General features: G+C 51.1%; 28 protein-coding genes. 14 read left to right on the top strand and 14 right to left on the bottom strand.

The features are described from left to right. Positions 1-108: 108 nt before the first annotated feature. The 3 genes from mutM to ACGHAD_RS16930 all read left to right on the top strand — a co-directional run bounded on the left by mutM (position 109) and on the right by ACGHAD_RS16930 (position 2,761). Positions 109-921 (top strand): bifunctional DNA-formamidopyrimidine glycosylase/DNA-(apurinic or apyrimidinic site) lyase, encoded by an 813-nt coding sequence (gene mutM / locus ACGHAD_RS16940; RefSeq protein WP_382414543.1) that lies wholly within the window; start codon positions 109-111, stop codon positions 919-921. Between the two features lie 199 nt (positions 922-1,120). Then, the gene (locus ACGHAD_RS16935) at positions 1,121-1,576 is read left to right on the top strand and encodes a DUF2059 domain-containing protein (protein ID WP_382414545.1); all 456 of its coding nucleotides are present in this window, start codon (positions 1,121-1,123) and stop codon (positions 1,574-1,576) included. A gap of 348 nt (positions 1,577-1,924) precedes the next feature. Next, positions 1,925-2,761, top strand: coding sequence for a hypothetical protein (locus ACGHAD_RS16930; protein ID WP_382414547.1), 837 nt, complete (start codon positions 1,925-1,927; stop codon positions 2,759-2,761). 305 nt (positions 2,762-3,066) lie between these two features. Here the strand turns inward: ACGHAD_RS16930 and ACGHAD_RS16925 are convergent, their stop codons facing one another. The 8 genes from ACGHAD_RS16925 to ACGHAD_RS16890 all read right to left on the bottom strand — a co-directional run bounded on the left by ACGHAD_RS16925 (position 3,067) and on the right by ACGHAD_RS16890 (position 7,881). Then, on the bottom strand, positions 3,067-3,225 hold the full coding sequence (locus ACGHAD_RS16925; RefSeq protein ID WP_339616614.1) for a YqaE/Pmp3 family membrane protein: 159 nt from the start codon (positions 3,223-3,225) through the stop codon (positions 3,067-3,069). 124 nt (positions 3,226-3,349) lie between these two features. Further along, on the bottom strand, positions 3,350-3,913 hold the full coding sequence (locus tag ACGHAD_RS16920) for a type 1 glutamine amidotransferase domain-containing protein (protein ID WP_382414549.1): 564 nt from the start codon (positions 3,911-3,913) through the stop codon (positions 3,350-3,352). Between the two features lie 209 nt (positions 3,914-4,122). Further along, on the bottom strand, positions 4,123-4,791 hold the full coding sequence (locus ACGHAD_RS16915) for an HAD family hydrolase (protein ID WP_382414551.1): 669 nt from the start codon (positions 4,789-4,791) through the stop codon (positions 4,123-4,125). A gap of 304 nt (positions 4,792-5,095) precedes the next feature. Next, complete coding sequence (locus tag ACGHAD_RS16910) at positions 5,096-5,635, bottom strand: hypothetical protein (RefSeq protein WP_382414553.1); 540 nt, start codon at positions 5,633-5,635, stop codon at positions 5,096-5,098. A gap of 48 nt (positions 5,636-5,683) precedes the next feature. Beyond that, complete coding sequence (locus tag ACGHAD_RS16905; RefSeq protein ID WP_382414555.1) at positions 5,684-6,145, bottom strand: hypothetical protein; 462 nt, start codon at positions 6,143-6,145, stop codon at positions 5,684-5,686. Between the two features lie 710 nt (positions 6,146-6,855). Further along, positions 6,856-7,116, bottom strand: a complete 261-nt coding sequence (locus tag ACGHAD_RS16900; protein WP_382414557.1) for a pilus assembly protein TadG-related protein — start codon at positions 7,114-7,116, stop codon at positions 6,856-6,858. A gap of 28 nt (positions 7,117-7,144) precedes the next feature. Beyond that, complete coding sequence (locus tag ACGHAD_RS16895) at positions 7,145-7,666, bottom strand: hypothetical protein (RefSeq protein ID WP_382414559.1); 522 nt, start codon at positions 7,664-7,666, stop codon at positions 7,145-7,147. Between the two features lie 62 nt (positions 7,667-7,728). Beyond that, positions 7,729-7,881, bottom strand: a complete 153-nt coding sequence (locus ACGHAD_RS16890; protein WP_339616620.1) for a hypothetical protein — start codon at positions 7,879-7,881, stop codon at positions 7,729-7,731. Positions 7,882-8,274: 393 nt separating this feature from the next. Here ACGHAD_RS16890 and ACGHAD_RS16885 point away from each other — a divergent pair, with 393 nt between their 5' ends. Next, on the top strand, positions 8,275-9,789 hold the full coding sequence (locus ACGHAD_RS16885) for an OmpA family protein (protein WP_382414561.1): 1,515 nt from the start codon (positions 8,275-8,277) through the stop codon (positions 9,787-9,789). Positions 9,790-9,986: 197 nt separating this feature from the next. Continuing rightward, entirely contained in the window at positions 9,987-10,223 is a 237-nt protein-coding gene (locus ACGHAD_RS16880; RefSeq protein WP_339616622.1) for a hypothetical protein, read from the top strand. Between the two features lie 95 nt (positions 10,224-10,318). On the opposite strand, the gene nirD is transcribed toward ACGHAD_RS16880, so the two are convergent. The 3 genes from nirD to cobA are packed head-to-tail and all read right to left on the bottom strand — an operon-like array spanning position 10,319 to position 14,102. After that, positions 10,319-10,672 carry a nitrite reductase small subunit NirD gene (gene nirD, locus ACGHAD_RS16875; RefSeq protein WP_339616623.1) on the bottom strand — a complete coding sequence of 118 codons (354 nt, stop codon included), beginning with the start codon at positions 10,670-10,672 and terminating at the stop codon, positions 10,319-10,321. Between the two features lie 16 nt (positions 10,673-10,688). Next, positions 10,689-13,229: a nitrite reductase large subunit NirB gene (gene nirB / locus ACGHAD_RS16870; RefSeq protein WP_382414563.1), complete on the bottom strand. Its 2,541-nt coding sequence runs from the start codon at positions 13,227-13,229 to the stop codon at positions 10,689-10,691. Between the two features lie 33 nt (positions 13,230-13,262). Next, complete coding sequence (gene cobA, locus ACGHAD_RS16865; RefSeq protein ID WP_382414565.1) at positions 13,263-14,102, bottom strand: uroporphyrinogen-III C-methyltransferase; 840 nt, start codon at positions 14,100-14,102, stop codon at positions 13,263-13,265. A gap of 503 nt (positions 14,103-14,605) precedes the next feature. On the opposite strand from cobA, the gene moaA reads away from it, so the two are divergent. Genes moaA through glp form a run of 3 tightly spaced genes read left to right on the top strand, consistent with a single transcriptional unit; the run spans position 14,606 to position 17,411 of the window. Next, a complete protein-coding gene (gene moaA, locus ACGHAD_RS16860) occupies positions 14,606-15,643 on the top strand; it encodes a GTP 3',8-cyclase MoaA (RefSeq protein WP_382414567.1) in 1,038 nt (345 codons plus the stop codon). 44 nt (positions 15,644-15,687) lie between these two features. Then, positions 15,688-16,191, top strand: a complete 504-nt coding sequence (moaB, locus tag ACGHAD_RS16855) for a molybdenum cofactor biosynthesis protein B (RefSeq protein ID WP_339616627.1) — start codon at positions 15,688-15,690, stop codon at positions 16,189-16,191. Further along, positions 16,191-17,411: a gephyrin-like molybdotransferase Glp gene (gene glp / locus ACGHAD_RS16850; protein WP_382414569.1), complete on the top strand. Its 1,221-nt coding sequence runs from the start codon at positions 16,191-16,193 to the stop codon at positions 17,409-17,411. Before moaB ends, glp begins: the two co-directional genes overlap by 1 nt. A gap of 25 nt (positions 17,412-17,436) precedes the next feature. On the opposite strand, the gene ACGHAD_RS16845 is transcribed toward glp, so the two are convergent. From ACGHAD_RS16845 to nudE, 3 genes are all read right to left on the bottom strand, one after another. Then, positions 17,437-17,676 (bottom strand): hypothetical protein, encoded by a 240-nt coding sequence (locus tag ACGHAD_RS16845; RefSeq protein WP_339616629.1) that lies wholly within the window; start codon positions 17,674-17,676, stop codon positions 17,437-17,439. A 200-nt stretch (positions 17,677-17,876) separates the two neighbouring features. Further along, the gene (cysQ, locus tag ACGHAD_RS16840) at positions 17,877-18,719 is read right to left on the bottom strand and encodes a 3'(2'),5'-bisphosphate nucleotidase CysQ (protein WP_382414571.1); all 843 of its coding nucleotides are present in this window, start codon (positions 18,717-18,719) and stop codon (positions 17,877-17,879) included. Further along, the gene (gene nudE / locus ACGHAD_RS16835; protein ID WP_382414573.1) at positions 18,712-19,260 is read right to left on the bottom strand and encodes an ADP compounds hydrolase NudE; all 549 of its coding nucleotides are present in this window, start codon (positions 19,258-19,260) and stop codon (positions 18,712-18,714) included. Before nudE ends, cysQ begins: the two co-directional genes overlap by 8 nt. 388 nt (positions 19,261-19,648) lie before the next feature. Between nudE and ACGHAD_RS16830 the strand changes: the two genes are divergently transcribed. The 6 genes from ACGHAD_RS16830 (at position 19,649) to ACGHAD_RS16805 (ending at position 25,127) form a co-directional block, all read left to right on the top strand. Further along, on the top strand, positions 19,649-20,350 hold the full coding sequence (locus ACGHAD_RS16830; RefSeq protein WP_382414575.1) for an ABC transporter ATP-binding protein: 702 nt from the start codon (positions 19,649-19,651) through the stop codon (positions 20,348-20,350). A 2-nt stretch (positions 20,351-20,352) separates the two neighbouring features. Then, on the top strand, positions 20,353-21,591 hold the full coding sequence (locus ACGHAD_RS16825) for an ABC transporter permease (protein WP_382414577.1): 1,239 nt from the start codon (positions 20,353-20,355) through the stop codon (positions 21,589-21,591). Positions 21,592-21,613: 22 nt separating this feature from the next. After that, on the top strand, positions 21,614-22,873 hold the full coding sequence (locus ACGHAD_RS16820; RefSeq protein WP_382414579.1) for an ABC transporter permease: 1,260 nt from the start codon (positions 21,614-21,616) through the stop codon (positions 22,871-22,873). A gap of 37 nt (positions 22,874-22,910) precedes the next feature. After that, complete coding sequence (locus tag ACGHAD_RS16815) at positions 22,911-23,984, top strand: efflux RND transporter periplasmic adaptor subunit (protein WP_382414581.1); 1,074 nt, start codon at positions 22,911-22,913, stop codon at positions 23,982-23,984. A gap of 74 nt (positions 23,985-24,058) precedes the next feature. Then, positions 24,059-24,721, top strand: a complete 663-nt coding sequence (yrfG, locus tag ACGHAD_RS16810; protein ID WP_339616636.1) for a GMP/IMP nucleotidase — start codon at positions 24,059-24,061, stop codon at positions 24,719-24,721. Then, positions 24,714-25,127 (top strand): RNA-binding S4 domain-containing protein, encoded by a 414-nt coding sequence (locus tag ACGHAD_RS16805; RefSeq protein ID WP_382414583.1) that lies wholly within the window; start codon positions 24,714-24,716, stop codon positions 25,125-25,127. Before yrfG ends, ACGHAD_RS16805 begins: the two co-directional genes overlap by 8 nt. The last annotated feature ends 9 nt before the right edge of the window (positions 25,128-25,136 follow it).

Below are 25,136 nucleotides of genomic sequence, written 5' to 3'. Positions count from 1 at the left end.
GCCTAGGATACTCTAGCGATAGTGGGGGAGTTTACGGCGGCGTGTTTTTTTGGCCCAATAGCCGCTGCCCATTAACCCCAGCGTTATTCTCTGAGATGCTCGTGCCCTATGCCTGAATTACCCGAAGTCGAAACTACTCTGCGCGGCGTGTCGCCGCATATTATGGGGCGCGTCGTTGCCGGCGTGGTCGTGCGCGAGCCGCGCTTGCGCTGGCCGGTCCCCCCAGAGTTACATGGGTTGTTGGTGGGGCAAAGCTTAGTGAGTGCATCGCGTCGGGGTAAGTATCTGTTGCTCGCGTTTGCCAATGGTACTTTGATGATCCACTTAGGAATGTCGGGTAGTTTGCGAATTGTGCCGGTAGGTACCCCGGCGGCGCTGCACGACCATGTCGATATTATATTTGGCCGCAATTTGCTGCGCTATCACGACCCGCGTCGCTTTGGCTCGATTTTGTGGCAGCCCGGGGATGTTACTGAGCACGCGCTTTTAGCGCATCTCGGGCCTGAGCCTTTAAGTGATGAGTTTACCGGGGAATACCTGTTTCAGCGCAGCCGTAAGCGCACGCAGAATATCAAACAATTTTTAATGGACAGCAAAGTAGTCGTAGGTGTGGGTAATATTTATGCCAACGAGGCTTTGTTTATGGCCGGTATTAAACCCATTCGCAAGGCGGGAACCATAACCCGACGTCAGTACCAAGCGTTGGTGGAGCGTGTGAAATTTGTTCTCGCGCGTTCTATCGAGCAAGGTGGAACAACTCTGCGGGACTTTGTCGGTGGTGATGGTAAACCGGGTTACTTTAAACAACAGTTATTGGCCTATGGCCGTGGTGGGGAGCCCTGCGTGCAGTGCCAAAAGCCCCTTAAAGAGGTGCGATTAGGCCAGCGTACGACAGTGTACTGCACCGTTTGCCAATCCTAACGGGGAGTTCTGGCGTATTTGTGCCGGCTGGTTACCTAAGCGATGGCTAAATATGCTATAACTGCACCGCGTTTTTTTAACGTGGCAGCCCTGTGCGGCTTGTCACACTCACGACAAGGTGTCTGATAACGCTAACGAATGCGCCCCTTGGGGGACAGTGAGCATGTTTCAGCCATCTGCAACTTATGGATAGAATGCAATGAAAAAACTACTTGCCGCCTCCCTGATGACTTTATGCATGTCCACCCAAGCGGCCGAACCCGTTTATGAATTAATGGATTTAGTGGGCAGCAAAGATCAAATGGATCAGATGTCAACGCAAATGGTGACTATGATCGTCTCATCTAACCCCGCGCTTGAACCACATCGCGATGATATCCAAGCCTGGACCACGAAATACTTTACGTGGGATGCCATGAAAGACGACATGGCGGAGATTTATCGTAAATACTTTACCGATGACGAAATCAAAAAGCTGATTGAGTTTTACGAGACACCGGTAGGGCAAAAAGCCATTGAAGTAATGCCTCAATTGTTTCAAGAGGGCAGTCAAATTGGTATGAGAATCGCCCAAGAGCATCAGGCTGAGCTACAGGCTATTTTAGAAAAGGCCCAATCTGAAACGGAAGCTGAGTCAGATTCAGCAGCAGAATAATAAAAATTCTGTAAGGCGCCGACGACAAGCTCGGTGCCTTTTATTTATCTAGAAATTCTTATAATAAACGTAAAGGGACTTTACCGCATGATATTCCGACTATTGCGCAGGCTAGCGCATGATTAACATGGAGTAGCTAACGAATAAAAAAGATATGGATGTCTATAGTCATGAAAAATCCATTCTGTAAAGATTATGTTGATACTTCTGGAGTTTATCGGCTTCCAATGGTAAGAGATTCTGCGCCGGGTTATGCTAGTAAATCGATCAATGCAAAAGCAGGGGCTACCATCCGATGTTATCACTTTAATCGCACCGCCGAAATACGGAAATTAAGCGTTGTAAATTATGATAAATTTTAATAAAAGAACACTTCTATATTTTATATTGATAGTGGTCGCCGCTTTGTTGCTTTATATTTTACAAGCCCAACTTAAGGGAAATAGTGCCGGAGGATTTACTGGCGACAATCGCAACATTAAAAGCCCTACAGAAAAAAGCAACTTTATAGAAAATCCCGTGGCACCCGCTGAAAAAACGTTAAAGACAATAGATAAACCCACCTTAAAGAACATTACCAAAGAAACAGCTATAAAAGCCGATGAGCCAAAGTTTATTGACGGAATAGATGAGGGTGAAAAGGCTGACATTATCAACTGGATGGAATCGCGCGGCTATTTCAGATCAGAAACCATTGCTCTGTATAACTCATACAGCGAGGCTACTTTAGAGGCGTTAGCGGCACAAGGAGACATAGGTGCACTCCAAATCATTCACCAACTTCGAATGCTTGAGGGGCGGCGTGAGCAAGGTATGGATGCGTTAGATGAAGCTGCAATGAGAGGCTCAGTGAGAGCGTTTGTGAGCATTTCTAGCTATCTTATATCTGATATGGCGTCTCAAGTTGATGGACCCGCGAGGGACGAGCTTGGTTATAAGGCGCTAGCGTATATGAAAGTTGCCAATATGCGTGGCGATAAAATGATAGACGATTTGTTTATAGAGCAGTACAGGAGCGCAGCTAATTTTAATGTTACCCCTGAGGGGCAGAAGATAATTGACGAGTACGCTAAAAACATCTATCGATCTTTAGAAAACGATAGAATAAACGAGGGGTTGGGGGAGTTTGATAACGCTATTGACCCGAGCGTGGAGAAGCTTTACGAGCTTGCTGGAAAAAAATAGGATGAGTTAATGCCACCATGGTAGGGAGTATTGGTTTTCAATATCTTGTGTCAGCCATATCGTCTTATAGGTAGATGTGCGTCACCAAGCGATCCACGCTACTTTAGGTTAGGCATGAATGGCGCTTACTTAAACCCTAAGACTTAATGTAATAGTAAGTCTTGGCCTATAGACGCCTAAATCAAGCCTTACCTACGTGCTCGGCCATAATAGCTTTAAGCACAAAGTAAACGGGCGACTAACCAGATTGGTCGCCCGTTTTTACTACTAAGCCGCAATTAAAAACTCAATAACGACTGCAGGACTTATTTTCGCGCAATAATCCAAACAGCGTGAATAATACCGGGAAGATAACCGCATAACGTTAGTAAGATGTTAAGCCAAAAATGCAGGCCAAGCCCTACCTGTAAAAATACCCCAACGGGCGGCAGTAAAATTGAGAGTATTAAACGAATAATATCCATAATATTTCCTTTTCTTGTTGTTCCTGAGAGTTACAGATTAATAAAGCATTAGTAAAAATGCGCGCGCGGCATCTGGTGGTAGGCTGAGTGGGCCATTCGGTCAATGTCACGCGCGCATGTTGGATTACGCCACTTGGCGCTTGTGCTTGCCTTCGGCGAGCTCTTCAATCAACTTATTGTTGAAGGCCTCCAAGTCGGCAGGGCTGCGGCTGGTTACTAAGCCGCTGTCGCACACTACTTCTTGGTCGTGCCAGTTGGCGCCAGCGTTAACTAGGTCGTCTTTGATGGAAGGGTAGGAAGTCAGGTCTCGACCTCCGACCACACCCGCACTGACCAATACCCACGGCCCGTGGCAAATGGCGCCGACGGGTTTGTGTTGCTCAAAAAAGTGGCGAGTAAACGTCAATGCTTTTTTATTTACGCGCAAGGCGTCCGGGTTATACAACCCACCGGGAATAACCAGCATGTCGTAGTCATCGGCGTTGGCCTCTTCAAGCGCGCGATCCACGGGGTAATCGTCGCCCCAGTCGGTTTTTGCCCACGCTTTTACCTGACTGTCTTCGGGCGATACGATATCCACTTCAACGCCTGCCGCTTTTAACGTTTGGCGCGGGGACTGCAGCTCGGACTCTTCAAAACCGTTGGCCGCTAAAATAGCAACTCGTTTACCTTTGAGTGAATAACTCATACAAACCTCCGTTCACCTTTCATTAAAGGGGTTGGCTTAGGCGGTTTAACCGCGTGTGAGGTAGGTTGCAAAGGTTGAACCACAATGGCGAGATCGGTGTGAAAAATCATAAGCGCCACGGCTAGCGGGTGCTAGTGGCGGCTTATGGCGAAGCGGGGGCAAAAAGACGGGTGTACGCGCTTACGGTATCTGCGCATGAGTTGAAAACTTTACAAGCTATAGCGCTGGGCGAGCCACTCTTGCGCCTCTTGCATAGAGTCGAGTACGACGGTGGCACCACTAAAATCTAAGCCGCGAGAGTACTCGTTTTGGACGACGATGCAGGGCAGTCCGGCGGCCAGAGCCGAGCGCAAACCGGTGGGGCTGTCTTCAATGGCGATGCCGGTGTCGGCGCCGATCCCCATGTGTTTGAGGGCGTGGAGGTAGACATCGGGAGCCGGTTTGGCGTTGATAACATCGTCGCGGGTGGCAACAATGGGAAAGTAGCGGCCAAAGTCGTAATGGCTCAGGGTTGGCTGCACCTCGAGTGGTGCGGCGCCCGTGGCGATGGCCATTTTTAATGATTTACCTGCAACCCACTCGACCAATTCACGAGCGCCGGGTATTAACGGGCAGGGGTGTTTGCCAAAAGCTTCCTGAGTCAGGCGTTCGCGCTGGGCAAATAGCGCCTTTGCCGACATTGGCAATGGGTAATGAGCGACTAAATACTCGGCATTAAAGTGGGTGGGTACACCGGCTAGATGAGCTTTGTACTCGGTCTCGGGAAAGTCGATATCATGCTCAGCGAGCAGGGTAACCCAAAGCTGATAGTGCTTGCGCTCGGAGTCAACCAGAGTGCCGTCGTGATCAAAAATGACGCCTTGGAGCATAAAGGGCATATCTCTATCCTATATAATTTGGTCGGAAAGCTACGCTATCTAAAAAAGCCGAATGAATGTTATCCGATTTTTAAGGGTGGGATCTACGCTGCCATCGGGAGCCGACCCAAAATACGCTACCCGCTCCCAAACCGAGTAACGCGCGGCCTGTTCAACCATTTGCCGACTCTCAATGTACTTGTACATAACGGGTACGAGCAGGATAAGTGGTAAAAGTACAAAGCCGACCACGATAATAAATTCGGCTAGGACACTTCCTTTGTGTATCTTCACGTTCACACCTACTTTTGACTATATGTACCATTCACTCTACAAAAAGCTCTTTAGGTATTGTTAAACAGTAATCCCACATTACCTGCTGTGCTACTGAGGTTTTATCTGTAGTCGAGGCTGGCTGCTCATAGTCTTTATAGTAACCCCACACCAAATCCAATTCACGCTTAACTAGCATTTTAGAAATATCCTCACTCGAATCTCCGTTAGTCCAAGGCTCAAGTTCTCTTTTTGGAACAGGCTTGTAACCTTCAACCATATTCTGTCGAGGTAGGGTTTTGGCAAGTCGCTCCATACTGTCACCGTTACGAAAATGCTCGTCGTATACTCCGGCAGCGCCAGAGCCGGCGCTATTGGATTCACTAGCACACGCAAAATATTTCTCCCTTGATGCTGAGTCCAATGTCATTAATTTTTTTAAGTCTGGAGGTAACGACCAGTGAAAATTTTTCATATATAGGTTTTTAACGGGAGCCCTGTATTCTGATGCAAAAATACTGCTGCAAAAAAAGAGGAGGGAAGACGCCATTACGCATTTGGTTATATTGTTAGTAGTGATATTTAATTTCATATTAACCTCAGTTATTGCATCGAAAAGAAGCCGTATCCTTACAAAAAACTATAATTTATAAAACACCAGAGCTGACAAGAAGGGATAGTATCGGACTAGACTCTTCGACAAGTCTAGACTGCCAAAAAGGGTTGTAAAGGTTGCCATATTCGAGCAGCCCATCGCTACGACCCCACTCAACATTCCAAGAAAACTTTCGGCTCCCATAGTGCGACTAGTCTGGCCGAGCAAAAAGCTTTGAGCGCTCGCTGAAGCCCACAGCTTTTCACCTGGGATGCCGCCATCACCCTCAACAGTTAACCGACCACTCCGGTCGTAATCATTTATTGATGCATCAAGCGTTTTCTGGATTCTTATGCTATTTTTACTTAAAAACAAACTAACGCTAGGCATGCTGTCGGTTTTTTTATCTGTCTCAAAATCGTAAAAATTCCGTAGGCCTTTAGTGCTCTTTATGTGGTTATCTTCGTATATCTTTCCACTACCTATAAACGAAGGAATAGACAGCATATTTGCAGCGTTATCATTATCCCAAGCCTCGCCCCATTCAACAGGGTATTCAGTTGTATTCCAATCTAACTTTCAATCGGGAAGGTTGGTATAAAAAGATAGGGTGTCCGCCGCAGTCCAATTCCACCGGATAACCTTTTTCCCGCCATCGCTCACCTCGACTGGAACAAAGTCAGAGCCACCATTTTTTTGAAACCATACTTCGGCAACCTCACCTTCCATATTTAAGAATCGATAAGATCGGTTACCAGAAAATCTATCCCTAGAGTCATTCACTAGGTTTGCAAATTCCGTGAACCTTTGGGTTGCTCTGTTATCTCCTCCATCTGAGTCTTTGGCAGCCTTGTCGCGATCGAATTACTCTATATCGCCCCCTCAAGACTCCAGCACACTTTGTATATTAGCGGTGTTACCTAGAATGCTAGAGGTGACATCTGGGTCATTTTTATTTAATACGTCTTGATATACGGAGTAAGTTGAGCCTAATGTTAATAAATGATTTGCGCGTTGAAACTCACTCAGCGCGTTTATGATATTCTCTTGCACTGTATCAACAATAAAATCCCCGCCATCAAAAACTCAACCATAGCGTCTGTGGTCTGGGCTAGGAGGTTTGTTGCCTTTTTAATAACCTGACCAACATAGGGAATAATCTGTAAAACATCCCCAAGGGAATCAAGGTTTTGGCCAGATTCATTCAACTCATTCGACTAAGAAACCAGGCCAATGTATTGGCCAATAACTACTTGATTAGCGATCATAGCGCGGTTGGTAATAGCGATCATGTTCAAATCGCGGGTTTGCACATTGACGGTGCTGTAAGCGGTATTATCTGCAGTGTTTTGCAGGTGAATACGTTCCGATGCGACCCAGCCGACATCGTATAACGAGAACACGGCCAAGGCGATGGCCGCGAAAAACGCGATAGTGAAGACTGTGGCGTAACCCGACTGCCTTCGTTTGTGATTCATTGGACACCGACTTTTAACGAATAGTTAATCAGTTTTGATAATTTCTCAACATGGCTTCGCCCTGTGACATACAAAAATCCCAGACCTCTCTCTGAACGGAGTCTGGAAACTCGTCACCAAAACTCTTCTTTTCATAATCCGCTTTATATTTAAGCGCCGTCAGGGTCGTGTGTCGACGTACGTCTTCGATCAAAGTCTTTCTTGCTTCGCTGGGGACATCGCGCCCCAAAACCGAGCCATTTAAATACTCACTATCATCGTAGATCGTGATATCTGCTGGATCCGCGTTCGGATCTACACTAAGCATGCTATCGTCGGCTTTAATCTCAGTCACGTTAAGGTCTTGAATTCTAATAAGATTATCTATCGCTGCCGACAAGAACTTGGCGTAACCAGCCCCATCAGAGCATTCAGCCTCCAGGCTACCATGCTGATAGCGGAGGCTACCTTTCTCAGAGCTAAAGGAGTTTTCCCAGGGTTTTTCATCCGCCATAGATGCAGCGGAGGTAACGACACTAAAAACCAATAACGGGAGTGCTATTTTTTTCATTAACTTACCTCTACAGAAAAAATGGGACCGCTTTATCTGAAGTCGAGCCCTTCGTTATATACTTAGCTGCCACCACTTTTGCCGCCAGCTGTGGCTGTTTTATCATAGTTACTTAAATTTACTTCTTCCTTGGCATTCTTTACGGCTGCGTTACCCGATTTATTGGCTTCTGTAATAGCTGTTTTGCCCGTTTCACCACCCAACTCAGATGCCATCGCAGTAACTTGATTTCGGGCAGTCTTACCAAACAGTGTGAAGGCCGCCAATGGCGGTAATGGCAAGCAATTATTACCAGGCCAAAATTAGAGAGGTCGTTTCTAATGGTGTTTTTGGCCATTAAAATTTTATGGCTGTGCGATAGTAAATCTAGGCAAGAACAAACCGTTTGGCAATCGACTTCTTCGTCCGTAAAAATTACGACTATTTTTCACAAATACACCTTGTCATCCTGACTTATATGCCGCTGTACGCCACAGGTGGCGTAGATTTAATATTTAGGGGGTATTATCGAGGATTCATTATTAAGCATGCTACCATTGTTTTTTTACAGTCTCTCTAGGTGAGATGCCCATCACAAAAAAATATTAATTTATGCAAAGGAAGGTAGAATGAAATCTTTTATAGTCGGCTTGACTACGTTGTCAATTGGCCTGCTCTTGTGCTCGGCCAATGCAGAAGAGTCTGATCACCCGTTGGTATCTCGCTATGGCGATGCCGAGATATATCAACAGCGCGAAGCCCATTATACCGAGTCTTACGTAGCGTTATCTCAGCTTAAAGAAGACGAAACTATTGATAAACTAGCGGTTATTGGCAAACAGACGATGCACGTTTACACATTGGGAGGTAGCAGATCACCCCTTGAGGTTGCTGAGAACTATAAGCAAGCCGTCGATAAACTTGGGGGAGAGGTTCTTTTATATTGTCACACAGAAGACCCTTGTGGTTTTGAGTTTTCTAGACGACTTCTAAAGCCCGTATGGATCTCAAGTGCAGCGTCGAGCTTCTCCGGCTTCAGCCAGTCATCGGACGGCTATCAGTTTATCTCGGCCAAAGTGGGGCCAGACTCTAGCCCCACCTATTTACAGTGGATTATTAAAGAAGAGTACTCCGACACCCTCGAAATTGTACAAATAATCACAGAGCCAGAATCGTTATTATTGGGTCAAGTTACCGTAGATATTAATGCCATTAAAGAGTCCAGCGAGCCTAGCCCTATATCCATAAGTAAGAAAGAGGATGACGCAGGTCAAGATCACCCTCTTATATCTCGCTATCAAGGTAGCGCTATTACGCGTTACCTTGAGTCTGAGTTTGCCGAGGTACGACTTGCCACCGGAATCGCCGATAAGAACGATAAGGTCCCGTACCTAGACCTGAAGGGTAAATCGACCCTAATTGGTTACTCAGCCCCAAAAGATCAGTCGACATTGCAAGTATTCGCGAATTATATCAATGCGCTTAAAAAATCTGACTTTAAGATTCTGTTTCAGTGTGAGCATAAAGCGTGTGGCGATGAACAAATAACACATCTATGGAGCGGCTCATCACAAACTGAGCGTTTTGGCAGTGCGATAGCTACCAGTATTTATGAACGCGAAGATTACCGCATGTTGACCGCAAAAAAAGGAATTGGCCAGAAAGAGGTTTACTTATCCATCTATATTTATAAAGGTAGCGCCATTGATGAAGTTGAAATTGTACACGATATTGTAGAGCCCAACCAAATGAGTACCGACCGCGTTAGTATTAATACTAAATACTTGACAGACTCCCTCGCCCGCGAAGGTAAAGTGGTTTTGCACGGCTTAAACTTTGACACCGGTAAAGCAGAATTACTGCCTAGCTCACAGCAAGCGCTTGACGTTATTGTGGCATACCTAGAGTCGGCGCCCGAGCAACAGTTTTACGTAGTGGGCCATACCGACACTACGGGGGATCATGGGCTTAACATCAAATTATCGGAAGATCGCGCCGAGAGTATTCGCGGTGCATTAGTGGAGCAAGGTGTAACAGCCGATCGCTTAATGGCCGCTGGTGTTGGCGCCATGGCGCCGGTTAGCACCAACGGGTCGGACGATGGTCGGGCGAAAAACCGCCGGGTAGAGTTGGTGTTGCATTAACGCTTGTGATGCCCGCTGGGTAATTCTAATGCTTAAAAGCTGCCGATGCTGAGCCTTAACCTTATCTGCAGGGGGGCTCGTGGCCTATTATGCCAACAAATCGATGAATTTCTAGGTTGGCGGAGTGAGCCTGTGTACAAAGTCTTTCCAGCATCGCAAAATACAGGCAAAAGGTGGCTAATAATACGGAGTTATTGATGAGATCCTTTATTGTCATTGTGGCTATGCTGGCGCTTTGCTGGATATTCACCGATGTGCGCTCAGATAACGCGCTGTTTAATGTGCTCGCACCTCTCGGGGCCGTGGTTTTTACGGTGGCGCTGCTGATTTGGGGGGTGTTTGCCGTTGCTGCACGGCGTGAAAGCAATAGCGGCCCGCCGCCTACCCCAGATTTTTTTGACTCGGGGCGTGGCCCTGAAGGCGGTCCAGATTAACGATTTAGACGCCTCGCTATAAGCGAAGGTATAAAAAAGGGGTAGCCCAAAGGCTACCCCAAATCCGATTTCATGAAGCTATCGGGGGAAGATGATTAAGCCAATACGCTGATCCAGCCGTCCTCCAGACGCAGTTCGTAAGTGGGGATACTTACGCCCTCCTCCTCAAGGCACTCACCGGTGCGCAGGTCGAAATGTTGTTTGTACAAAGGCGATGCGACGCAAATTCGCTCGCCTTGCGAGCCAATCAGACCGCGCGATAATACGTAGGCTTTGCCGATGGGGTCGTAGTTGCCCACCGCGAACAGCTCGTCTAGATGGCGCGAATAAAAAATAGCGACTTGTTGGCCGTTGGCCAGGGCACACACACCAGTGTCGGGGGCTAACGCGCTTTTCTCGCACACTTTGACCCAGATGGCGTCGGTATTTTCTGCAGTTGCTGTATTCATTGTGTTCTCCACGTTACTACGCCAGTTCGACGGCTGGGATTTGGTTTTCACGCTCTTCTTCACGGGCCGGGCGCTTTTGTCCGCGCTCGGCAACGTATGCCAAGCTGCTGTCAGGCTCGGCGGCGTTAATGTAGTGACTAAAACGCTTAAGTTTTTCTGGGCTCTCGATGGTGGTTTTCCACTCGCACTGGTATTTGCCAATGTTGTGGGTCATCTCGTCTTCGAGCTCTTGGCCCAGATTAAGTTTGTCGTTGATTACTACCTCGCGCAGGTAGTCCAAACCGCCTTCTAAGTTTTCTAGCCACACCGAGGTGCGTTGTAAGCGGTCGGCGGTGCGAATGTAAAACATCAGTACGCGGTCGATGTACTTCACGAGCGTTTCGTCATCGAGGTCGGTGGCAAATAAGTCGCCGTGACGTGGGCGCATACCGCCATTACCGCACACGTATAAGTTCCAGCCGTTTTCGGTGGCGATTACGCCGATGTCTTTTGATTGCGCCTCGGCACACTCGCGGGTACAACCCGATACCGCAAACTTAATTTTGTGTGGCGAACGCAAACCTTTGTAGCGATCTTCCAGTGCGATGGCCATGCCGACGCTGTCTTGCACACCGTAGCGACACCAGGTATTACCGACACAAGATTTAACCGTACGCAGCGATTTACCGTAGGCGTGACCAGTTTCAAAGCCGGCATCGACTAGGGTGCGCCAAATCTCGGGTAGCTCGTGCAGCTGCGCACCAAATAAATCGATACGTTGGCCGCCGGTAATTTTGGTGTAAAGGTCGTACTTTTTAGCCACTTCACCTAAAACGATCAGTTTGTCTGGGGTGATTTCACCACCGGCAACCCGTGGCACTACAGAGTAGGTACCATCTTTTTGCATGTTGCCAAGGTAAATATCGTTGGTGTCTTGCAGGCCCACCAAATTGTCACTCAAGACATACTCGTTCCAGTAAGACGCCAAAATAGAACCGATGGCGGGCTTACAAATCTCACAACCTAAACCGTTGCCGTGGCTCTGTAACAGCTCATCAAAGCTCTCAATTTTTTTCACGCGGATAATGTCGGCCAGTTCAACCCGGCTGTAGGCAAAGTGCTCGCAGATATCGTTTTTTACTTCGATGCCTAAGTTTTCCAGCTCGCTGTCCATCACCTGTTTAACCAGCGCGGTACAGCCGCCGCAGCCGGTTGTCGCGCCAGTGCAAGACTTAATGCCGCCCATGTCGGTGCAGCCACCTTGTACCGCCTCGACGATGTCGCCTTTGCTTACATCCAGACAGCTACACAATTGTGCGGTGTCGGGCAGTGCATCAACGCCCATACCTACGCTGGCAGTGCCGTCAGTTTGCGGCAAAATCATTTGCTCGGGGTCGGCGGGCAAGTCCATGTTGTTGACGCAAATTTGCTGCAAGGTCCCGTAGGCCTCGGCTTCGCCCACCAGCACAGCGCCTAGTAATTTTTTGCCGTCTTCTGAGATGATCATGCGTTTGTAAACGCCTTTAACGCCATCTTCAAAGGTATAGCTTTGCGCGCCTGGGGTGCGGGCGTGGGCATCGCCGATGCTGGCAACGTCTACGCCTAGTAATTTAAGTTTGGTGCTCATGTCGGCGCCGGTAAACTGCTCGTCGCCGCCCTGAATGTGTGAAAGTGCCACCTTGGCCATTTGGTAGCCGGGGGCGACTAAACCAAAAATTTTGCTGTCCCACAGGGCACATTCGCCGATGGCGTAAATGTCTTTGACCGAAGTGCGGCAATAGTTGTCGATAGTGATACCGCCGCGTTCGCCAATGTCGATGCCGTTGTTGCGGGCGATTTCATCTTGCGGGCGAATACCTGCCGAGAACACGATCATGTCGGTATCTAAATGGCTGCCGTCGGCAAACTCCATGCGGTAGCGGCATTCATCACCGGCGACAATCTGCTGAGTGTTTTTCTCGGTGTGTACCGATACGCCCAGCTCCTCAATCTTGCGACGCAATAAGCTGCCGCCGCCTTCGTCTAACTGCACGGCCATCAAGCGCGGCGCGAATTCGATGACGTGGGTGTCGAGCCCTAAGTTTTGCAGTGCATTGGCCGCCTCAAGCCCCAGCAAACCACCGCCAACAACGACGCCGGTTTTACTTTGCTTGGCTGACTCGGTGATCGCCTCTAAATCTTCAATGGTGCGATAGACCAAACAGTGGGGCTGATCTTTACCCGGAATCGGCGGTACAAACGGATAAGAGCCGGTGGCCAGAATCAGTTTGTCGTAGCCTTCGACACGGCCCGCCGCTGTTTTAACGGTCTGAGCGTCGTGATCGATTTCGACCACCTTATCGTTTAGGGTGTAAACCACGCCGCTATTTTTGTAGCTTTCCTCCGAGGTTAGCATCAAGTCTTCGACGCTGGAGCCCGAGAAATAGCTGGAGAGTTTTACTCGGTCGTACGCCAGGCGTGGTTCTTCCGAGAAGGTGATGACCTCGTATTGATCGGCTTGATCGCTGGTGACGACCGCGTCGATGAATTTGTGGCCGACCATGCCGTTGCCTACTACGATAATGCGTTGCTTACTCATAACGATCCTCTACTAAATTCGGTTGCGTGGTGCTTACGCGCTTAGGCTGTTGCAGAGCGCGTGACTGTTAACCAGAGCTCGCGCGTTCAGTTGGCTGTGCAGGTCAACCACGTGGCCCACCATAATGATGGCCGGTGATTTCACCTGATGTTTGTCGACGGCTTGGGCTAGCTCGGCCAGCGTGGTGGTTACCACCCGCTGGTTGCTACGGCAACCGTTCTCGATAATGGCGGCGGGCGTCGTGTCTGCGAGGCCGGCGCCGGTTAATTGTGAGCTGATGAGTCCGGCGCGGCTGACGCCCATGTAAAACACTAGGGTATGCTCCAGTGCCGCCAGCGCTTGCCAATCGACGTTAAGAGTGGTTTCGCCGTGGCCGGTCACTAGGGTGCAGCCCTGCGCGATACCGCGATGGGTCAGCGGAATATCGGCCGAGGTTGAGCAGCCAGAGGCGGCGGTAATACCGGGTACCACCTCGGCCTCGATGCCCGCTTGGCGCAGGGTTAATAATTCTTCGCCGCCGCGACCAAAAATAAACGGGTCGCCGCCTTTAATGCGGCACACGGTTAGACCGGTTAGGGCGTGATCCACCAACATTTGGTTGAGATCCTCTTGCGCTACCGAGTGGTGATTTTTAACTTTGCCCACGTACACCGCTGGGGTGCTTTTGGGGAACAGCGCGCGAATGTCGCCGCTGACTAATTGATCGTAAAAAATAATGTCGGCTGACTGAATCAAGCGTAAAGCTTTAACCGTTAGGAGCTCGGCATCACCGGGGCCGGCACCCACTAGCCAAACTTTACCCGGTGCGCGGCGGGTTTTGGCCGGTATCAGCGTATGGATCTGAGCGCGGGTGGATGTCTGATTGTTGTGCATGGCACTTTCTCTTGGCTAGTTCACGGGTTTTGAGCGTCTTGTGGCGCTGCTTGATAGGGATAAGAGCAAAGACGGTGCCAAGGCCCGGCAATAATATTTTTTTGGTTGATTATTTCTGTAAAAACAAAGGCTTATAGATTTTAAGTTGCGCGGTAAGAAGGCCCAATAAAAATTAACTGTGCTCCACCGTGGCGCCATGTGCACGCAAAAATGCACGATGCCGGCGCGCAATGGGCAACTTTTCTGTGTTCTGTTTTGGTGCGTGTTGGCCCAAATTGATATGTCCGTGTCCGAAGTGGTGCGTGCTTTTGCCTTTTGCTAGGGCGATGCCGGCAGGTCTCGGCCTGGTAAGCTGACGGTTAAAGGTAATCTGGGTATTATTGGCGGGTTGGTTTGCTAATTGCTCCCTATATCCTGGTATGAATGCCGCGTACACTTTTAACAATACCTGTAAGCTAGACAGTCGCTACGCTAAATACACCTGCATCGGATTCCGCCAATCTATGATTGATAGCAACGCATTATCGCCCTCGCCTCGTGCTGCATCAGCCGCGCCGCTGGTGGATAATTTTGGTCGCGAGATTACCTACCTACGTATGTCGGTAACCGATCGCTGCGATTTGCGTTGTGTTTACTGCATGGCCGAGGACATGACATTTTTGCCGCGCAGTGAAGTGCTAAGCATTGAAGAGCTAACCGAGCTGGGCCGCACCTTTGTTGCCATGGGCGTGCGTAAGTTGCGCATTACCGGCGGCGAGCCGCTGATTCGCAAAGGCATTATTACGCTTATGCAAAACCTCGGTGCGCTGGATGGGCTCGACGAGTTATGCCTGACGACTAACGGCACGCATCTGGCGCAACACGCCCAAGCCTTAAAAGACGCGGGGGTGGATCGTATTAATATCTCGCTGGATACTTTAAGCCCCGAGCGCTTTCGCAGCCTGACCCGTTTTGGCGATGTAAATTCGGTGCTAGAGGGTATTGCCGCGGCGCAGGCCGTGGGTTTTAAGCGTATTAAGCTTAACTGTGTGGCGCTAAAAAATCGCAACGCCGAAGAGGTAGATTCGCTGGTGGGCTTTGCCCTAGAGCGCGGCTTGGATATCAGCTTTATTGAGGAAATGCCCCTTGGCGCCATCACCGAGCACGGCCGCGCCGAAGAGTTTGTTTCAAGTTCAGAGCTGCGCCGGATTATCGAGCGGCGCTACCCACTCACGCCCAGCGACGAAGATTCTGGCGGCCCTGCGCGCTACTGGCGCCACGCCGGTTACGATTCGCGCATTGGGTTTATTTCGCCTCACAGTAATAACTTTTGTGCCAGCTGCAATCGCGTGCGTTTAACCGCGACGGGCAACTTATTGCTTTGCCTCGGGCAAGAGCACAGTCGCGATTTGCGCGCAGTGATCCGCGATCCAGACCTTGATGAAGCCAAGCTGCACGAGGCGATTGTCGCGGCTATTGCCATTAAACCCAAAGAGCACACCTTTGATGTGGCCGCCGATGAGCCACAAATTGTGCGCTTTATGAATACCACCGGCGGTTAAACCGTTAAACAACAACTAGAAAACCCCTACAACAGAGTACCCCGATGAGCCGTTCCAGCGAATTTATCCCCCTGAATATTTGTGTGCTTACCGTGTCCGACACCCGCACCGAGGCTAATGATACCTCGGGCCAAGCTTTGGTCGATCAGTTGCGCGAGGCGGGTCATCAGTTGTTTGCCCGCGATTTAGTACCCGACGACATCTACCAAATTCGGGCCAGGCTTTCTAACTGGATCGCTGCCCCCGAGCCGCAAGTGGTGCTGATTACCGGCGGCACCGGCTTTGCCGGGCGCGATAGCACGGTGGAGGCGGTAACGCCGCTGTTTGATAAAACCGTGGTGGGCTTTGGCGAGTTGTTTCGGCAAATATCGTTCGCTGAAATCGGCAGCTCGACGATTCAGTCGCGCGCGACCGCCGGGCTTGCCAATCGCACATTGATTTTTTGCCTGCCGGGTTCTACCGGTGCTTGCAAAACGGCGTGGGGCATTATTCGCGACCAGCTGGATGCGCGCCACCAACCCTGTAACTTTGTCGGGCAGTTGCGCTAATGGCTGGTATGTTAGCGGTTGCCGAGGCACGCGAGCGTCTGTGCGCCGATGCCCGGTTGCAGTTGCAAAAGCGTGTGGCTGCGACGCAGATGATGCCTTTGCTACAAGCCTGTGGGCGTATTTTGGCGCAGGATGTCGTGGCCGGGATCAATGTGCCGCCGGCGGCCAATAGCGCCATGGATGGCTACGCCTTAGCGGCGGCTGACGCTCGTTTAGGCGCTGTACTAACTGTGAGCCAGCGCATCGGTGCGGGTTCGGTGGCGCAACCTTTGGCGGCCGGTACCTGTGCGCGTATTTTGACCGGAGCCGAGCTACCGGCAGGCGCCGATACGGTGGTTATTCAAGAAAACTGCGATCGCACGGGTGATCAGGTCACCCTCAACCAAGCGGCTGAGCGGGGCGATAATATCCGCCCTCAGGGGCAGGACATTGCGGCCGGCAGCGTGGTGTTAGAGGCCGGTCGCCGCTTGCGAGCGCAGGATCTTGCGCTGCTGGCCAGTATTGGCTTAACAGAAGTCGCTGTGCACGCGCCGCTCAAGGTGGCGGTGCTGGCTACCGGCGATGAGCTGGTCGAGCCCGGCGAGGCGCTCAAGCCCGGGCAGATTTACAACTCTAACCGCTATTTATTGACGGCCATGTTGGCGGAGCTGGGCGCCGAGGTGGAGTATTTACCGGCTGTTGCCGACACCTTAGCGGCGACTTGCGAGGCGCTGCGCCAAGCGGCCAAGCGCGCGGACATTATCGTGACGACCGGTGGCGTCTCGGTGGGTGATGCGGATTTTGTTAAGCCCGCGGTCGAGGCTTTGGGGCAGCTGGATATTTGGAGGGTGGCACTTAAGCCCGGCAAGCCGCTGGCGTTTGGCCGTGTAGGTGAGACGCCGTTTATCGGTTTGCCGGGTAACCCCGTATCGGCGTTTGTGACTTTTGTCTTGTTGCTCGAACCTTATGCGCAGATTATGCAAGGCGCTGAAGCGGCAGACTTAGAGATTTACACGCTTGCCGCCAATTTTAGCCGCAATAAACCAGGCGGACGCGATGAGTATTTGCGTGGTCGGATGACGGATGAAGGCGTAACCCTGCATCCACAGCAAAGTTCGGGGGCCTTGTCGTCGGTTATTGGGGCCGATTGTTTGGTGTGGCTTAAGGCCGGCGAGACGGTCGAACATGGCACTTTGGTGCGCGTGCTACCGCTGCGCCAATGGCGCGCGGCACAAGCGTAATAAGGTAATAAGCGCTGTTAATGAATTACCAGCACCAAGAGGTTGGCAGCTTTTTAAGGTAGGCTCGGCGGCTGCCAATTAGCTCGTTGTAAGAGGCCATTAGGGATAAATCGACCGCCCGCCCGCCGAGCTTTAGCTCGTGAACTTGACGCTCTAAATCGGTGATCTCCGAGATCAGCTGACGGCGCAACGCCCCGGTATGATTGATGTTGATAGACACCCCAAAGGCGCTACCGGCTTGTTTGTGTGAGTGGCGTGATGCCATGGTCTTCTCCGTTACCTTGTTAGCGGTGCGGCGTTCGTATAACCCGCACAATCGTCCAGTGATTTAATGCTTGTTCGGTCATGCTATGTAATCAGCTTAGCATGCGCCTGTGGTTACAGAGTGTGACGAGTGTGGTGCGGTTAGAATTTTTTAATCCAGTAGCCTCGTTGTTTTAGCAACCGGTTGTTATATATGTTGCGTTAGGTGCTCTGCCGGCGCAGGGTTTGCCAAAAACCGAAGCTGCTAGGGTGCCCATCGGCCACAGCCCAAAATGGCGGGTTGAGAATACTGTCGCGGCGGTTGTAACCCAAAGGTTCCAGCGTGCGGGCCTCAAGCACCGCACCACCGGCGGCTTCTAACACGACTTGGCCGGCGGCAGTGTCCCACTCGCTGGTGGGGCCTAAGCGCGGGTATAAATCGTAGCGCCCCTCGGCCAATAGGCAAAATTTTATCGAGCTGCCCATTCGGGTTGGCGCTTCGCTGTGCCCGGTAAGCTCGCTTAGGGCGCGGCGCAATTGGGCCTCGGTGGCGCTGTCCTGGCGGTGGCCGCAAATCAGGGTGGGCTCGGCGGGCAAGCGGCGGGCGCTAAGGGGCTGCCAGTGGTGGTTGCCATCGGTGGCTTTAAAGCTGCCCACTGGCCCGTGAGTCGCGTTGTGGTTGCCAAGGTACAGGCGCCGGCTGGCGGGGCAATAGACGATGCCTATTTCGGCCTTGCCGGCGGTAATCAGGGCAATATTTACGGTGTATTCTGGGCGCGCGCGAATAAACTCTCGGGTGCCGTCCAGTGGGTCTATCAGCCAATAACGGCCCCACTCGCTGCGGGTCTTGAATGGAGCCAAGGCGTCTTCTTCAGAGATAATCGGCACATCAATAATGCCGGGCAAAGCGGCGCTGATGATGTCGTGAGCGGCGAGGTCCGCTTGCGTCACCGGCGATAGATCGGATTTTTCGGTTATCTCCCAGCGCGCTTCGCGGGCGACCGCCTCGATGGCCTCGCCGGCCTCAATGGCTAATGCGCCCAAGCGGCTTAGGGTATTATCCATGGCGCGCGAGCCAGGCGCGGGCCATAAACAGGGCGGCGATGGTACGCCCTTCTATCACGTCGTCGCGCATGGTTAGCGCTAGTAAGTCGTCGATGTTGCAGGGCACGATCTCGAGCGGTTCGGGCTCGTCGCCGGCAAGGCGTTCGGGGTACAGGTCGCGCGCCAGTAGCACGTGAATTTTGTGCTCCATGTACGAGGGTGATAAGTGCAGGCACTTTAGGTAATCGAGTTTACTCGCGCCGTAGCCTACCTCTTCTTTAAGCTCGCGGTTGGCCGATTGTTCGGGAGTCTCGCCTTTGTCCATCGCACCTTTGGGTAGCGACAAATGGTAATCCTCTAGGCCGCCGGCGTATTCGCGCACCATCAGCACGGTATTGGGGTCGAGCATAGGCACCATTAACACGGCACCGGGGCCGCCACTGCAGAGCTTTTCGTAGCGACGCTCGACGCCATTGCTAAAGCGTAAGTCCAGCTGCTCGGCGCGAAACAACCGGCTTTGGGCGACGGTTTGACGCTGCAAAATTGTAGGTTTTTCGGGCATGTAAGTGTCCGTAAGCTTGCCGTTAACGAGGCGGTGAACGCCGTCGAAATGGGTTACACTGGCGCTCGCTATTGTGGTGAGGCCAGTAAGTAGCGCTTGAGCGGTTTTAATCAGAGTGGTTGGTGTAAAACAAATCTTATCAGTGCTTAGCGCTGCTACATCAATAGTAACAAGAAGCGCCCTATAAACACGACCATAAATGTCGGCGTTGCCACTTAGATAAACCTAGATTCACTCAAAAATAGCTTAGGGATAGGCCCGCAACTCTCAGTTGTACAGATTTCAAGCTACCCCTTTCCCAAGGCGCCGGTGCAACTAAAACGGTTGTGGGTGCGTCTGATGATTAGCTCGCGCGACAGGACGCGCATGAAACCAACGGGACGTTTGCATGATCAGGTTAAATAATATTCATAAATACTACCGGACCGGCGAGCAGTCTTTGCATGTGCTAAAGGGCATTGATCTGCATATTGCCGAGGGCGAATTGGTTTCTATTATGGGGTCGTCCGGCTCGGGTAAATCGACTTTGCTGAATATTCTGGGGGTGCTGGATCACTACGACAGTGGCGAGTACACCCTCGCCGGACATCCAATCAATCATATTAAAGAGCGTCAAGCCGCCGATTTACGCAATCGATTTATCGGTTTTGTGTTTCAGTCGTTTAACTTACTGCCATTTAAAAACGCGCTGGAGAATGTCGCACTGCCGCTGTACTACCAAAAAGTCAGCCGCAAAGTGCGCAACGCCCGCGCGCTGGAGTATTTAGATATGGTGGGCTTGGCCGATCGCGCCGAGCATATGCCCTACCAGTTGTCGGGCGGACAAAAGCAGCGGGTGGCGATGGCCCGCGCGTTGGTAACGCAACCCAAAGTGATTCTCGCTGACGAACCTACCGGTGCGCTCGACAGTAAAACTACCGATGAGGTTATGGCGGTGATGCATCAAGTGCATCAAATGGGTAATACCATTGTGATCGTCACCCATGAACAGGACATTGCCAATCAGACCCAGCGGCAAATTATTTTGCGCGATGGCCGTGTGGTGAATGCCGAGGGCGAGCCCTTGCAAGCGGCGCCTGCGGAGGCTTAAGAATGTGGGATAGCCTGCAGGAGATTCTTTTTACCCTACGGCAAAATAAATTGCGTACCGCCCTAACCGCCTTTGGTGTGTTTTGGGGCATTTTTATGCTGATTTTATTGCTCGGTGCCGGCCGCGGGATGCAAAACGGAGTGATGAATACCTTTGGCGATGAGTCACTCGATTCGATTGTGATTTGGACCGGGACCACGTCGGTGGCGTATCAGGGCCGGGGGCTGGGGCGAAAAATCATGTATACCAACGAGGATATCGAGGCAGTTCGCCGTCAGGTTGAAGGCCTGCGCTATGTGACCGGTGCCAACTCGATGGGTCAGGGATCGGTGGTGTACCACAATAAACAAGGCATGTTTGAAACCTACGGCATTGATGATCGGTTTTTTAAAATTCGCGATAAAGTTCCCTTTCGGGCCGGCCGTACCATCAATGTACTGGATGAGCTTAATACCCGAAAAATTGCTGTTATTGGCACCAGTGTACGAGACCGCTTGTTTGGTGCGAGTGCTGACCCGGTAGGCGAGTGGATTAAAGTTAACAATGTACATTTAAAGGTGGTCGGCGTATTTCACGACCGGGGCAATAACGGTCGCGATTCCGAGCGTGTTTATGTGCCTTACAGTACTTTTGCTAAAACTTTTGGGCGTGGTAACCAAGTGCATACTATTTGGGCGCGCCCCGATGCCGACGCCGATGGTTTTGCCGTGCAAGAGCGCATCATCAAATTACTTAAGCAGCGTCATGGGGTATCACCGGATGATCGCCGCGCGATTCAATCGTTTAACTTTGCCGAACCGGCAAAAATGGTGAAAGGCCTGTTTGTGGCCATTAATGGTTTTATTTGGTTTGTCGGTCTCGGTACTCTCACCGCCGGAATTGTCGGTATCAGCAATATTATGATTATTACCGTTAAAGAGCGCACCCGCGAGATTGGTATTCGCAAAGCCCTTGGTGCCACGCCTTTTAGTATTGTCAGTACGCTGTTAATGGAGTCGGTGTTGGTGACCAGTATTGCCGGTTACTGCGGCTTAGTGTTGGGGGTGGGATTGGTCGAGTTGATGGCTTACGGCTTAAAAGTCTCGGGGGCCGAGTTGGAGTTTTTTCGCCGCCCCGAGGTGAATTTTCAGGCGGCGGTAACGGCCGTGGTGTTACTGATTGTGGTGGGCGCGCTAGCGGGTTTAATTCCGGCCATGCGCGCGGCGCGCATTATGCCCGTTGAAGCCATGAAGGCGGAGTAGTGATGAATCAAGGACACAGCTTGTGATTGATTTCGATAAATGGCAAGAAATACTCACCTCGCTTGCACAGCATAAATTGCGTACCGCATTAACCGCGTTTGGTGTGTTTTGGGGGATTTTTATGCTCACCGTGTTGCTCGGTGCCGGCACGGGATTACGCAATGGCGTTATGGATGGGTTTCCGGCATCGCCCAACAATGTTTTTATTTGGAGTGGTAGCACCACGCAGCTGCCGTATAAGGGTTTACCTATTGGCCGCCGCGTGACGCTTAAACCAGAGGATGTAGCGGCGATTAAACGCGACGTGCCCAGTGTGCGCGAGGTTTACGGGCAAAACAGTATCGGAGTCTGGTCGGGTACTCCGCCTTATACGGTGCATAAAAATAATAGTGGGACTTTTTTTGTGCAGGGCTCGCACGCGGGGATGGCGCCGATCAATTCGGTTACCGTAACGCAGGGGCGCTACTTAAACGAAATCGATGATCGCGATAAGCGCAAAGTGGCGGTTATTGGCGCGCGAGTTAAAGAGCAGTTGTTTGATGCCGGCGACCCGGTGATTGGCGCTAACATCCGTATTGCCGGTATTAATTTTCAAGTGGTGGGTACGTTTGACTCGCAGCAGCGCGGCAATAATTCGCAGGATGAAGAAAAAATACATATTCCTAACGATACTCTGCGCCACGCATTTAATCAGTCCGGCTGGATTGGCAGTTTTGTGATTCAGCCCAAACCCGGCATTCATGCCAGTGTTGCCGAACAAGAGGTTAAAAAGTATCTGTATCAGCGCAAAGACGTGCACCCCGATGATGTTGGCGTATTGGGCAGTTTTAACTTGCAGGTGGAGTACGACAAAATTCAAGGGTTGTTTACCGGTATTAACTTTTTTAGTTGGCTGGTGGCGGTAGGCACGATTACCGCCGGTGCTATTGGGGTGGGCAATATTATGTTGATTGTGGTGAAAGAGCGCACCCGCGAGATAGGTGTGCGCAAAGCGCTGGGCGCGACGCCGGCGTCGATTGTGTCGATGATTGTGCAAGAGTCAGTACTGATTACGGCGGTTGCGGGGTATTTTGGCTTAGTGGTTGGCGTTTTTTTACTGGCGGGTGTTGCTAATATTTTAGAGATGACCGGCGGCGCGGACATGTTTGCCAGGCCGTCAGTGGATTTTACGACCGCCTTGATTGCTGTGCTGGTTTTGATTGTTTCTGGCGTGCTGGCCTCTTTGTTGCCGGCGGCCAAAGCGGCGGCGGTTAACCCTATTGTTGCTTTGCAAGACGAATAACATACAACGTACATCATTACTTATTGAGTTAACTGTTATGAAAAAATTTATATGGATGTTCTTTCTGTTGTTAATAGCCGTTATTTTTGTTGGTACAGCGGTATTTTTGTATCAGAAATCACAAGAGGCTCCGGTGGTGTATGAAACAACGTCGCCGTTTACCACCACGATTGTGAAAAAGACGGTGGCGACCGGCAAGGTGATTCCGCGTAAACAGGTTAACGTTACCTCGCAAGTGTCCGGCGTTGTGGATGAGTTATACGTGACTGCTGGCGAAACCGTTAAGAAAGGCGATTTAGTGGCCAGAATATCGATGGCCCCCAATATGGTGACGCTTAACCACGCTGAGTCGCAGCTTGAGAGTGCGCGCATTAGTTTTAACAACGCCGAAGATGAGCTGAATCGACAGAAAAATCTCTTGGAGCAAGAGTTAGTGTCGGTGTCAGCCTATAACAAGTTTCGCCTGAGCTACGAGTTAGCGAAAGAGTCGATGCACTCGGCCGAGAATAATTTACTGTTGATTCGCGAAGGGGCAACCCGTCAGTCTGATTTAGTGTCCAATATGATTCGCGCGACGGCGGACGGTATGATTTTGGATGTTCCCCATAAAGAGGGTGCTTTTATTGTTGAGTCGAGCACCTATGGTGCCGGCACCACCGTTGCTGCGCTGGCGGATATGACCGATATGATTTTTGAAGGCCTGGTAGACGAGGCCGAGGTGGGAAAAATTAGCGAGGGGATGGAGCTGCTGCTCGATGTTGGCGCCCTGGAGGGGGAGCCCTTCTCGGCCGTATTGGAGTATATCTCGCCGCAGGGGCAAGATGATCAGGGCACCATTAAGTTTGAAATTCGCGCTGCGGTGACTTTGTCCGATAAGTTATTTCTGCGCGCCAACTACAGCGCCAATGCCGATATCGTGCTCGATAAGCGTGAAGATGTGTTGGCGATCAACGAAAGTAATCTACTGATCGAAGAGGATCAGTATTTTGTCGAGGTACAAACGGCGCCGCAGCAGTTTGCGCGGCGCGAAATTGAAGTAGGTCTGTCTGACGGTATTAATATTGAGGTTGTATCTGGCCTAGCGGAAAGTGATAAAATCAAGCAACAGTAGCGTCTAGGGTAACTCTGGGCGTTAATCTATGGGTGCCACCAATGGCGCCCGAGCCCAGACTCTAGAGGTACACAATGATCGATTGGCAAGCTATTGATACCGTTATGCTGGACATGGACGGTACCTTGCTCGATCTGCATTTCGATAACTACTTTTGGCTGCATCACCTGCCGGCCCGTTACAGTGAGATCCACGGGGTCGATTTTGAGGCTGCCCGCGCCAAGCTCGCGGCACGCATCGACGAGCATGTGGGCAGCTTGCAGTGGTACTGCCTAGAGTTTTGGTCCGACGCGCTTGAGCTGGATATCCGGGCGCTAAAAGAAGAGATTAAACATAAAATTCAGATACGCCCCCACACCGAGGAGTTTCTCGATCGTTTGCGCGCCGCCGGTAAACACGTGATGCTGGTCACCAATGCCCATCCGCAGAGCATGTCACTGAAGTTTGAGGTCACCCAGATCGACAAGCACTTTGATTTAATCGTCTCCTCCCACGAGTTTTCACACGCCAAAGAAGCGCAAGAGTTCTGGCGCTCACTGGCCGCGCGCGAGCCGTTTGATCCAGCGCGCACCCTATTTGTCGACGATACGTTGCGGGTGCTGGATTCGGCGCGGGATTTTGGCATTGCCCATTTACTGGCGATTCACCAACCGGACAGTCAAGTGGCGCGCCGCGTTGCGGGCTACCCTGCGATTGAGCACTTTAGTGAAATTATGCCGGAGGTGCCCCGTGGCTGAACCTGCCAGCGCTAAAGTCCGCGTCGATAAATGGTTGTGGGCGGCGCGCTTTTTTAAAACCCGAAGCCTCGCCAAAGCTGCCATAGAAGGTGGTAAAATCAATGCCGACGGTCAGCGTATTAAACCCAGTCGCGAGCTGGAAGTGGGTATGATGCTCACTATTCGTCAGGGTTGGGATGATAAAACCGTCGAGGTGCTCGCACTGTCGGATAAGCGGCGTGGCGCCCCCGAGGCACAGCTGCTGTACCGCGAAACCGAGGATAGTATTGTCTTGCGCGAGCAGCGTGCGGCCGAGCGCAAGGCGGGATTGGGGAGTTTTATTGTCAGTGACCACCGTCCCAATAAAAAGGAGCGGCGCCAGATTCACCGGTTTCAGCGCAACATGAACATGGATGAATCCAGCTAGAGTTTGCCT

The organism is Gilvimarinus japonicus, from assembly GCF_042847215.1.
Taxonomy (GTDB): Bacteria; Pseudomonadota; Gammaproteobacteria; order Pseudomonadales; family Cellvibrionaceae; genus Gilvimarinus; species Gilvimarinus japonicus.
This window is presented reverse-complemented; position numbering and strand designations above follow the sequence as displayed.

What these genes read in the sequence shown, in the direction of transcription:
- mutM (WP_382414543.1), top strand. Translation starts at nt 109, where the DNA reads ATGCCTGAATTACCCGAAGTCGAAACTACTCTGCGCGGCGTGTCGCCG.
- ACGHAD_RS16935 (WP_382414545.1), top strand. Translation starts at nt 1,121, where the DNA reads ATGAAAAAACTACTTGCCGCCTCCCTGATGACTTTATGCATGTCCACC.
- ACGHAD_RS16930 (WP_382414547.1), top strand. Translation starts at nt 1,925, where the DNA reads ATGATAAATTTTAATAAAAGAACACTTCTATATTTTATATTGATAGTG.
- ACGHAD_RS16925 (WP_339616614.1), bottom strand. Translation starts at nt 3,225, where the DNA reads ATGGATATTATTCGTTTAATACTCTCAATTTTACTGCCGCCCGTTGGG.
- ACGHAD_RS16920 (WP_382414549.1), bottom strand. Translation starts at nt 3,913, where the DNA reads ATGAGTTATTCACTCAAAGGTAAACGAGTTGCTATTTTAGCGGCCAAC.
- ACGHAD_RS16915 (WP_382414551.1), bottom strand. Translation starts at nt 4,791, where the DNA reads ATGCCCTTTATGCTCCAAGGCGTCATTTTTGATCACGACGGCACTCTG.
- ACGHAD_RS16910 (WP_382414553.1), bottom strand. Translation starts at nt 5,635, where the DNA reads ATGAAATTAAATATCACTACTAACAATATAACCAAATGCGTAATGGCG.
- ACGHAD_RS16905 (WP_382414555.1), bottom strand. Translation starts at nt 6,145, where the DNA reads ATGCTGTCTATTCCTTCGTTTATAGGTAGTGGAAAGATATACGAAGAT.
- ACGHAD_RS16900 (WP_382414557.1), bottom strand. Translation starts at nt 7,116, where the DNA reads ATGAATCACAAACGAAGGCAGTCGGGTTACGCCACAGTCTTCACTATC.
- ACGHAD_RS16895 (WP_382414559.1), bottom strand. Translation starts at nt 7,666, where the DNA reads ATGAAAAAAATAGCACTCCCGTTATTGGTTTTTAGTGTCGTTACCTCC.
- ACGHAD_RS16890 (WP_339616620.1), bottom strand. Translation starts at nt 7,881, where the DNA reads ATGGCATCTGAGTTGGGTGGTGAAACGGGCAAAACAGCTATTACAGAA.
- ACGHAD_RS16885 (WP_382414561.1), top strand. Translation starts at nt 8,275, where the DNA reads ATGAAATCTTTTATAGTCGGCTTGACTACGTTGTCAATTGGCCTGCTC.
- ACGHAD_RS16880 (WP_339616622.1), top strand. Translation starts at nt 9,987, where the DNA reads ATGAGATCCTTTATTGTCATTGTGGCTATGCTGGCGCTTTGCTGGATA.
- nirD (WP_339616623.1), bottom strand. Translation starts at nt 10,672, where the DNA reads ATGAATACAGCAACTGCAGAAAATACCGACGCCATCTGGGTCAAAGTG.
- nirB (WP_382414563.1), bottom strand. Translation starts at nt 13,229, where the DNA reads ATGAGTAAGCAACGCATTATCGTAGTAGGCAACGGCATGGTCGGCCAC.
- cobA (WP_382414565.1), bottom strand. Translation starts at nt 14,102, where the DNA reads ATGCACAACAATCAGACATCCACCCGCGCTCAGATCCATACGCTGATA.
- moaA (WP_382414567.1), top strand. Translation starts at nt 14,606, where the DNA reads ATGATTGATAGCAACGCATTATCGCCCTCGCCTCGTGCTGCATCAGCC.
- moaB (WP_339616627.1), top strand. Translation starts at nt 15,688, where the DNA reads ATGAGCCGTTCCAGCGAATTTATCCCCCTGAATATTTGTGTGCTTACC.
- glp (WP_382414569.1), top strand. Translation starts at nt 16,191, where the DNA reads ATGGCTGGTATGTTAGCGGTTGCCGAGGCACGCGAGCGTCTGTGCGCC.
- ACGHAD_RS16845 (WP_339616629.1), bottom strand. Translation starts at nt 17,676, where the DNA reads ATGGCATCACGCCACTCACACAAACAAGCCGGTAGCGCCTTTGGGGTG.
- cysQ (WP_382414571.1), bottom strand. Translation starts at nt 18,719, where the DNA reads ATGGATAATACCCTAAGCCGCTTGGGCGCATTAGCCATTGAGGCCGGC.
- nudE (WP_382414573.1), bottom strand. Translation starts at nt 19,260, where the DNA reads ATGCCCGAAAAACCTACAATTTTGCAGCGTCAAACCGTCGCCCAAAGC.
- ACGHAD_RS16830 (WP_382414575.1), top strand. Translation starts at nt 19,649, where the DNA reads ATGATCAGGTTAAATAATATTCATAAATACTACCGGACCGGCGAGCAG.
- ACGHAD_RS16825 (WP_382414577.1), top strand. Translation starts at nt 20,353, where the DNA reads ATGTGGGATAGCCTGCAGGAGATTCTTTTTACCCTACGGCAAAATAAA.
- ACGHAD_RS16815 (WP_382414581.1), top strand. Translation starts at nt 22,911, where the DNA reads ATGAAAAAATTTATATGGATGTTCTTTCTGTTGTTAATAGCCGTTATT.
- yrfG (WP_339616636.1), top strand. Translation starts at nt 24,059, where the DNA reads ATGATCGATTGGCAAGCTATTGATACCGTTATGCTGGACATGGACGGT.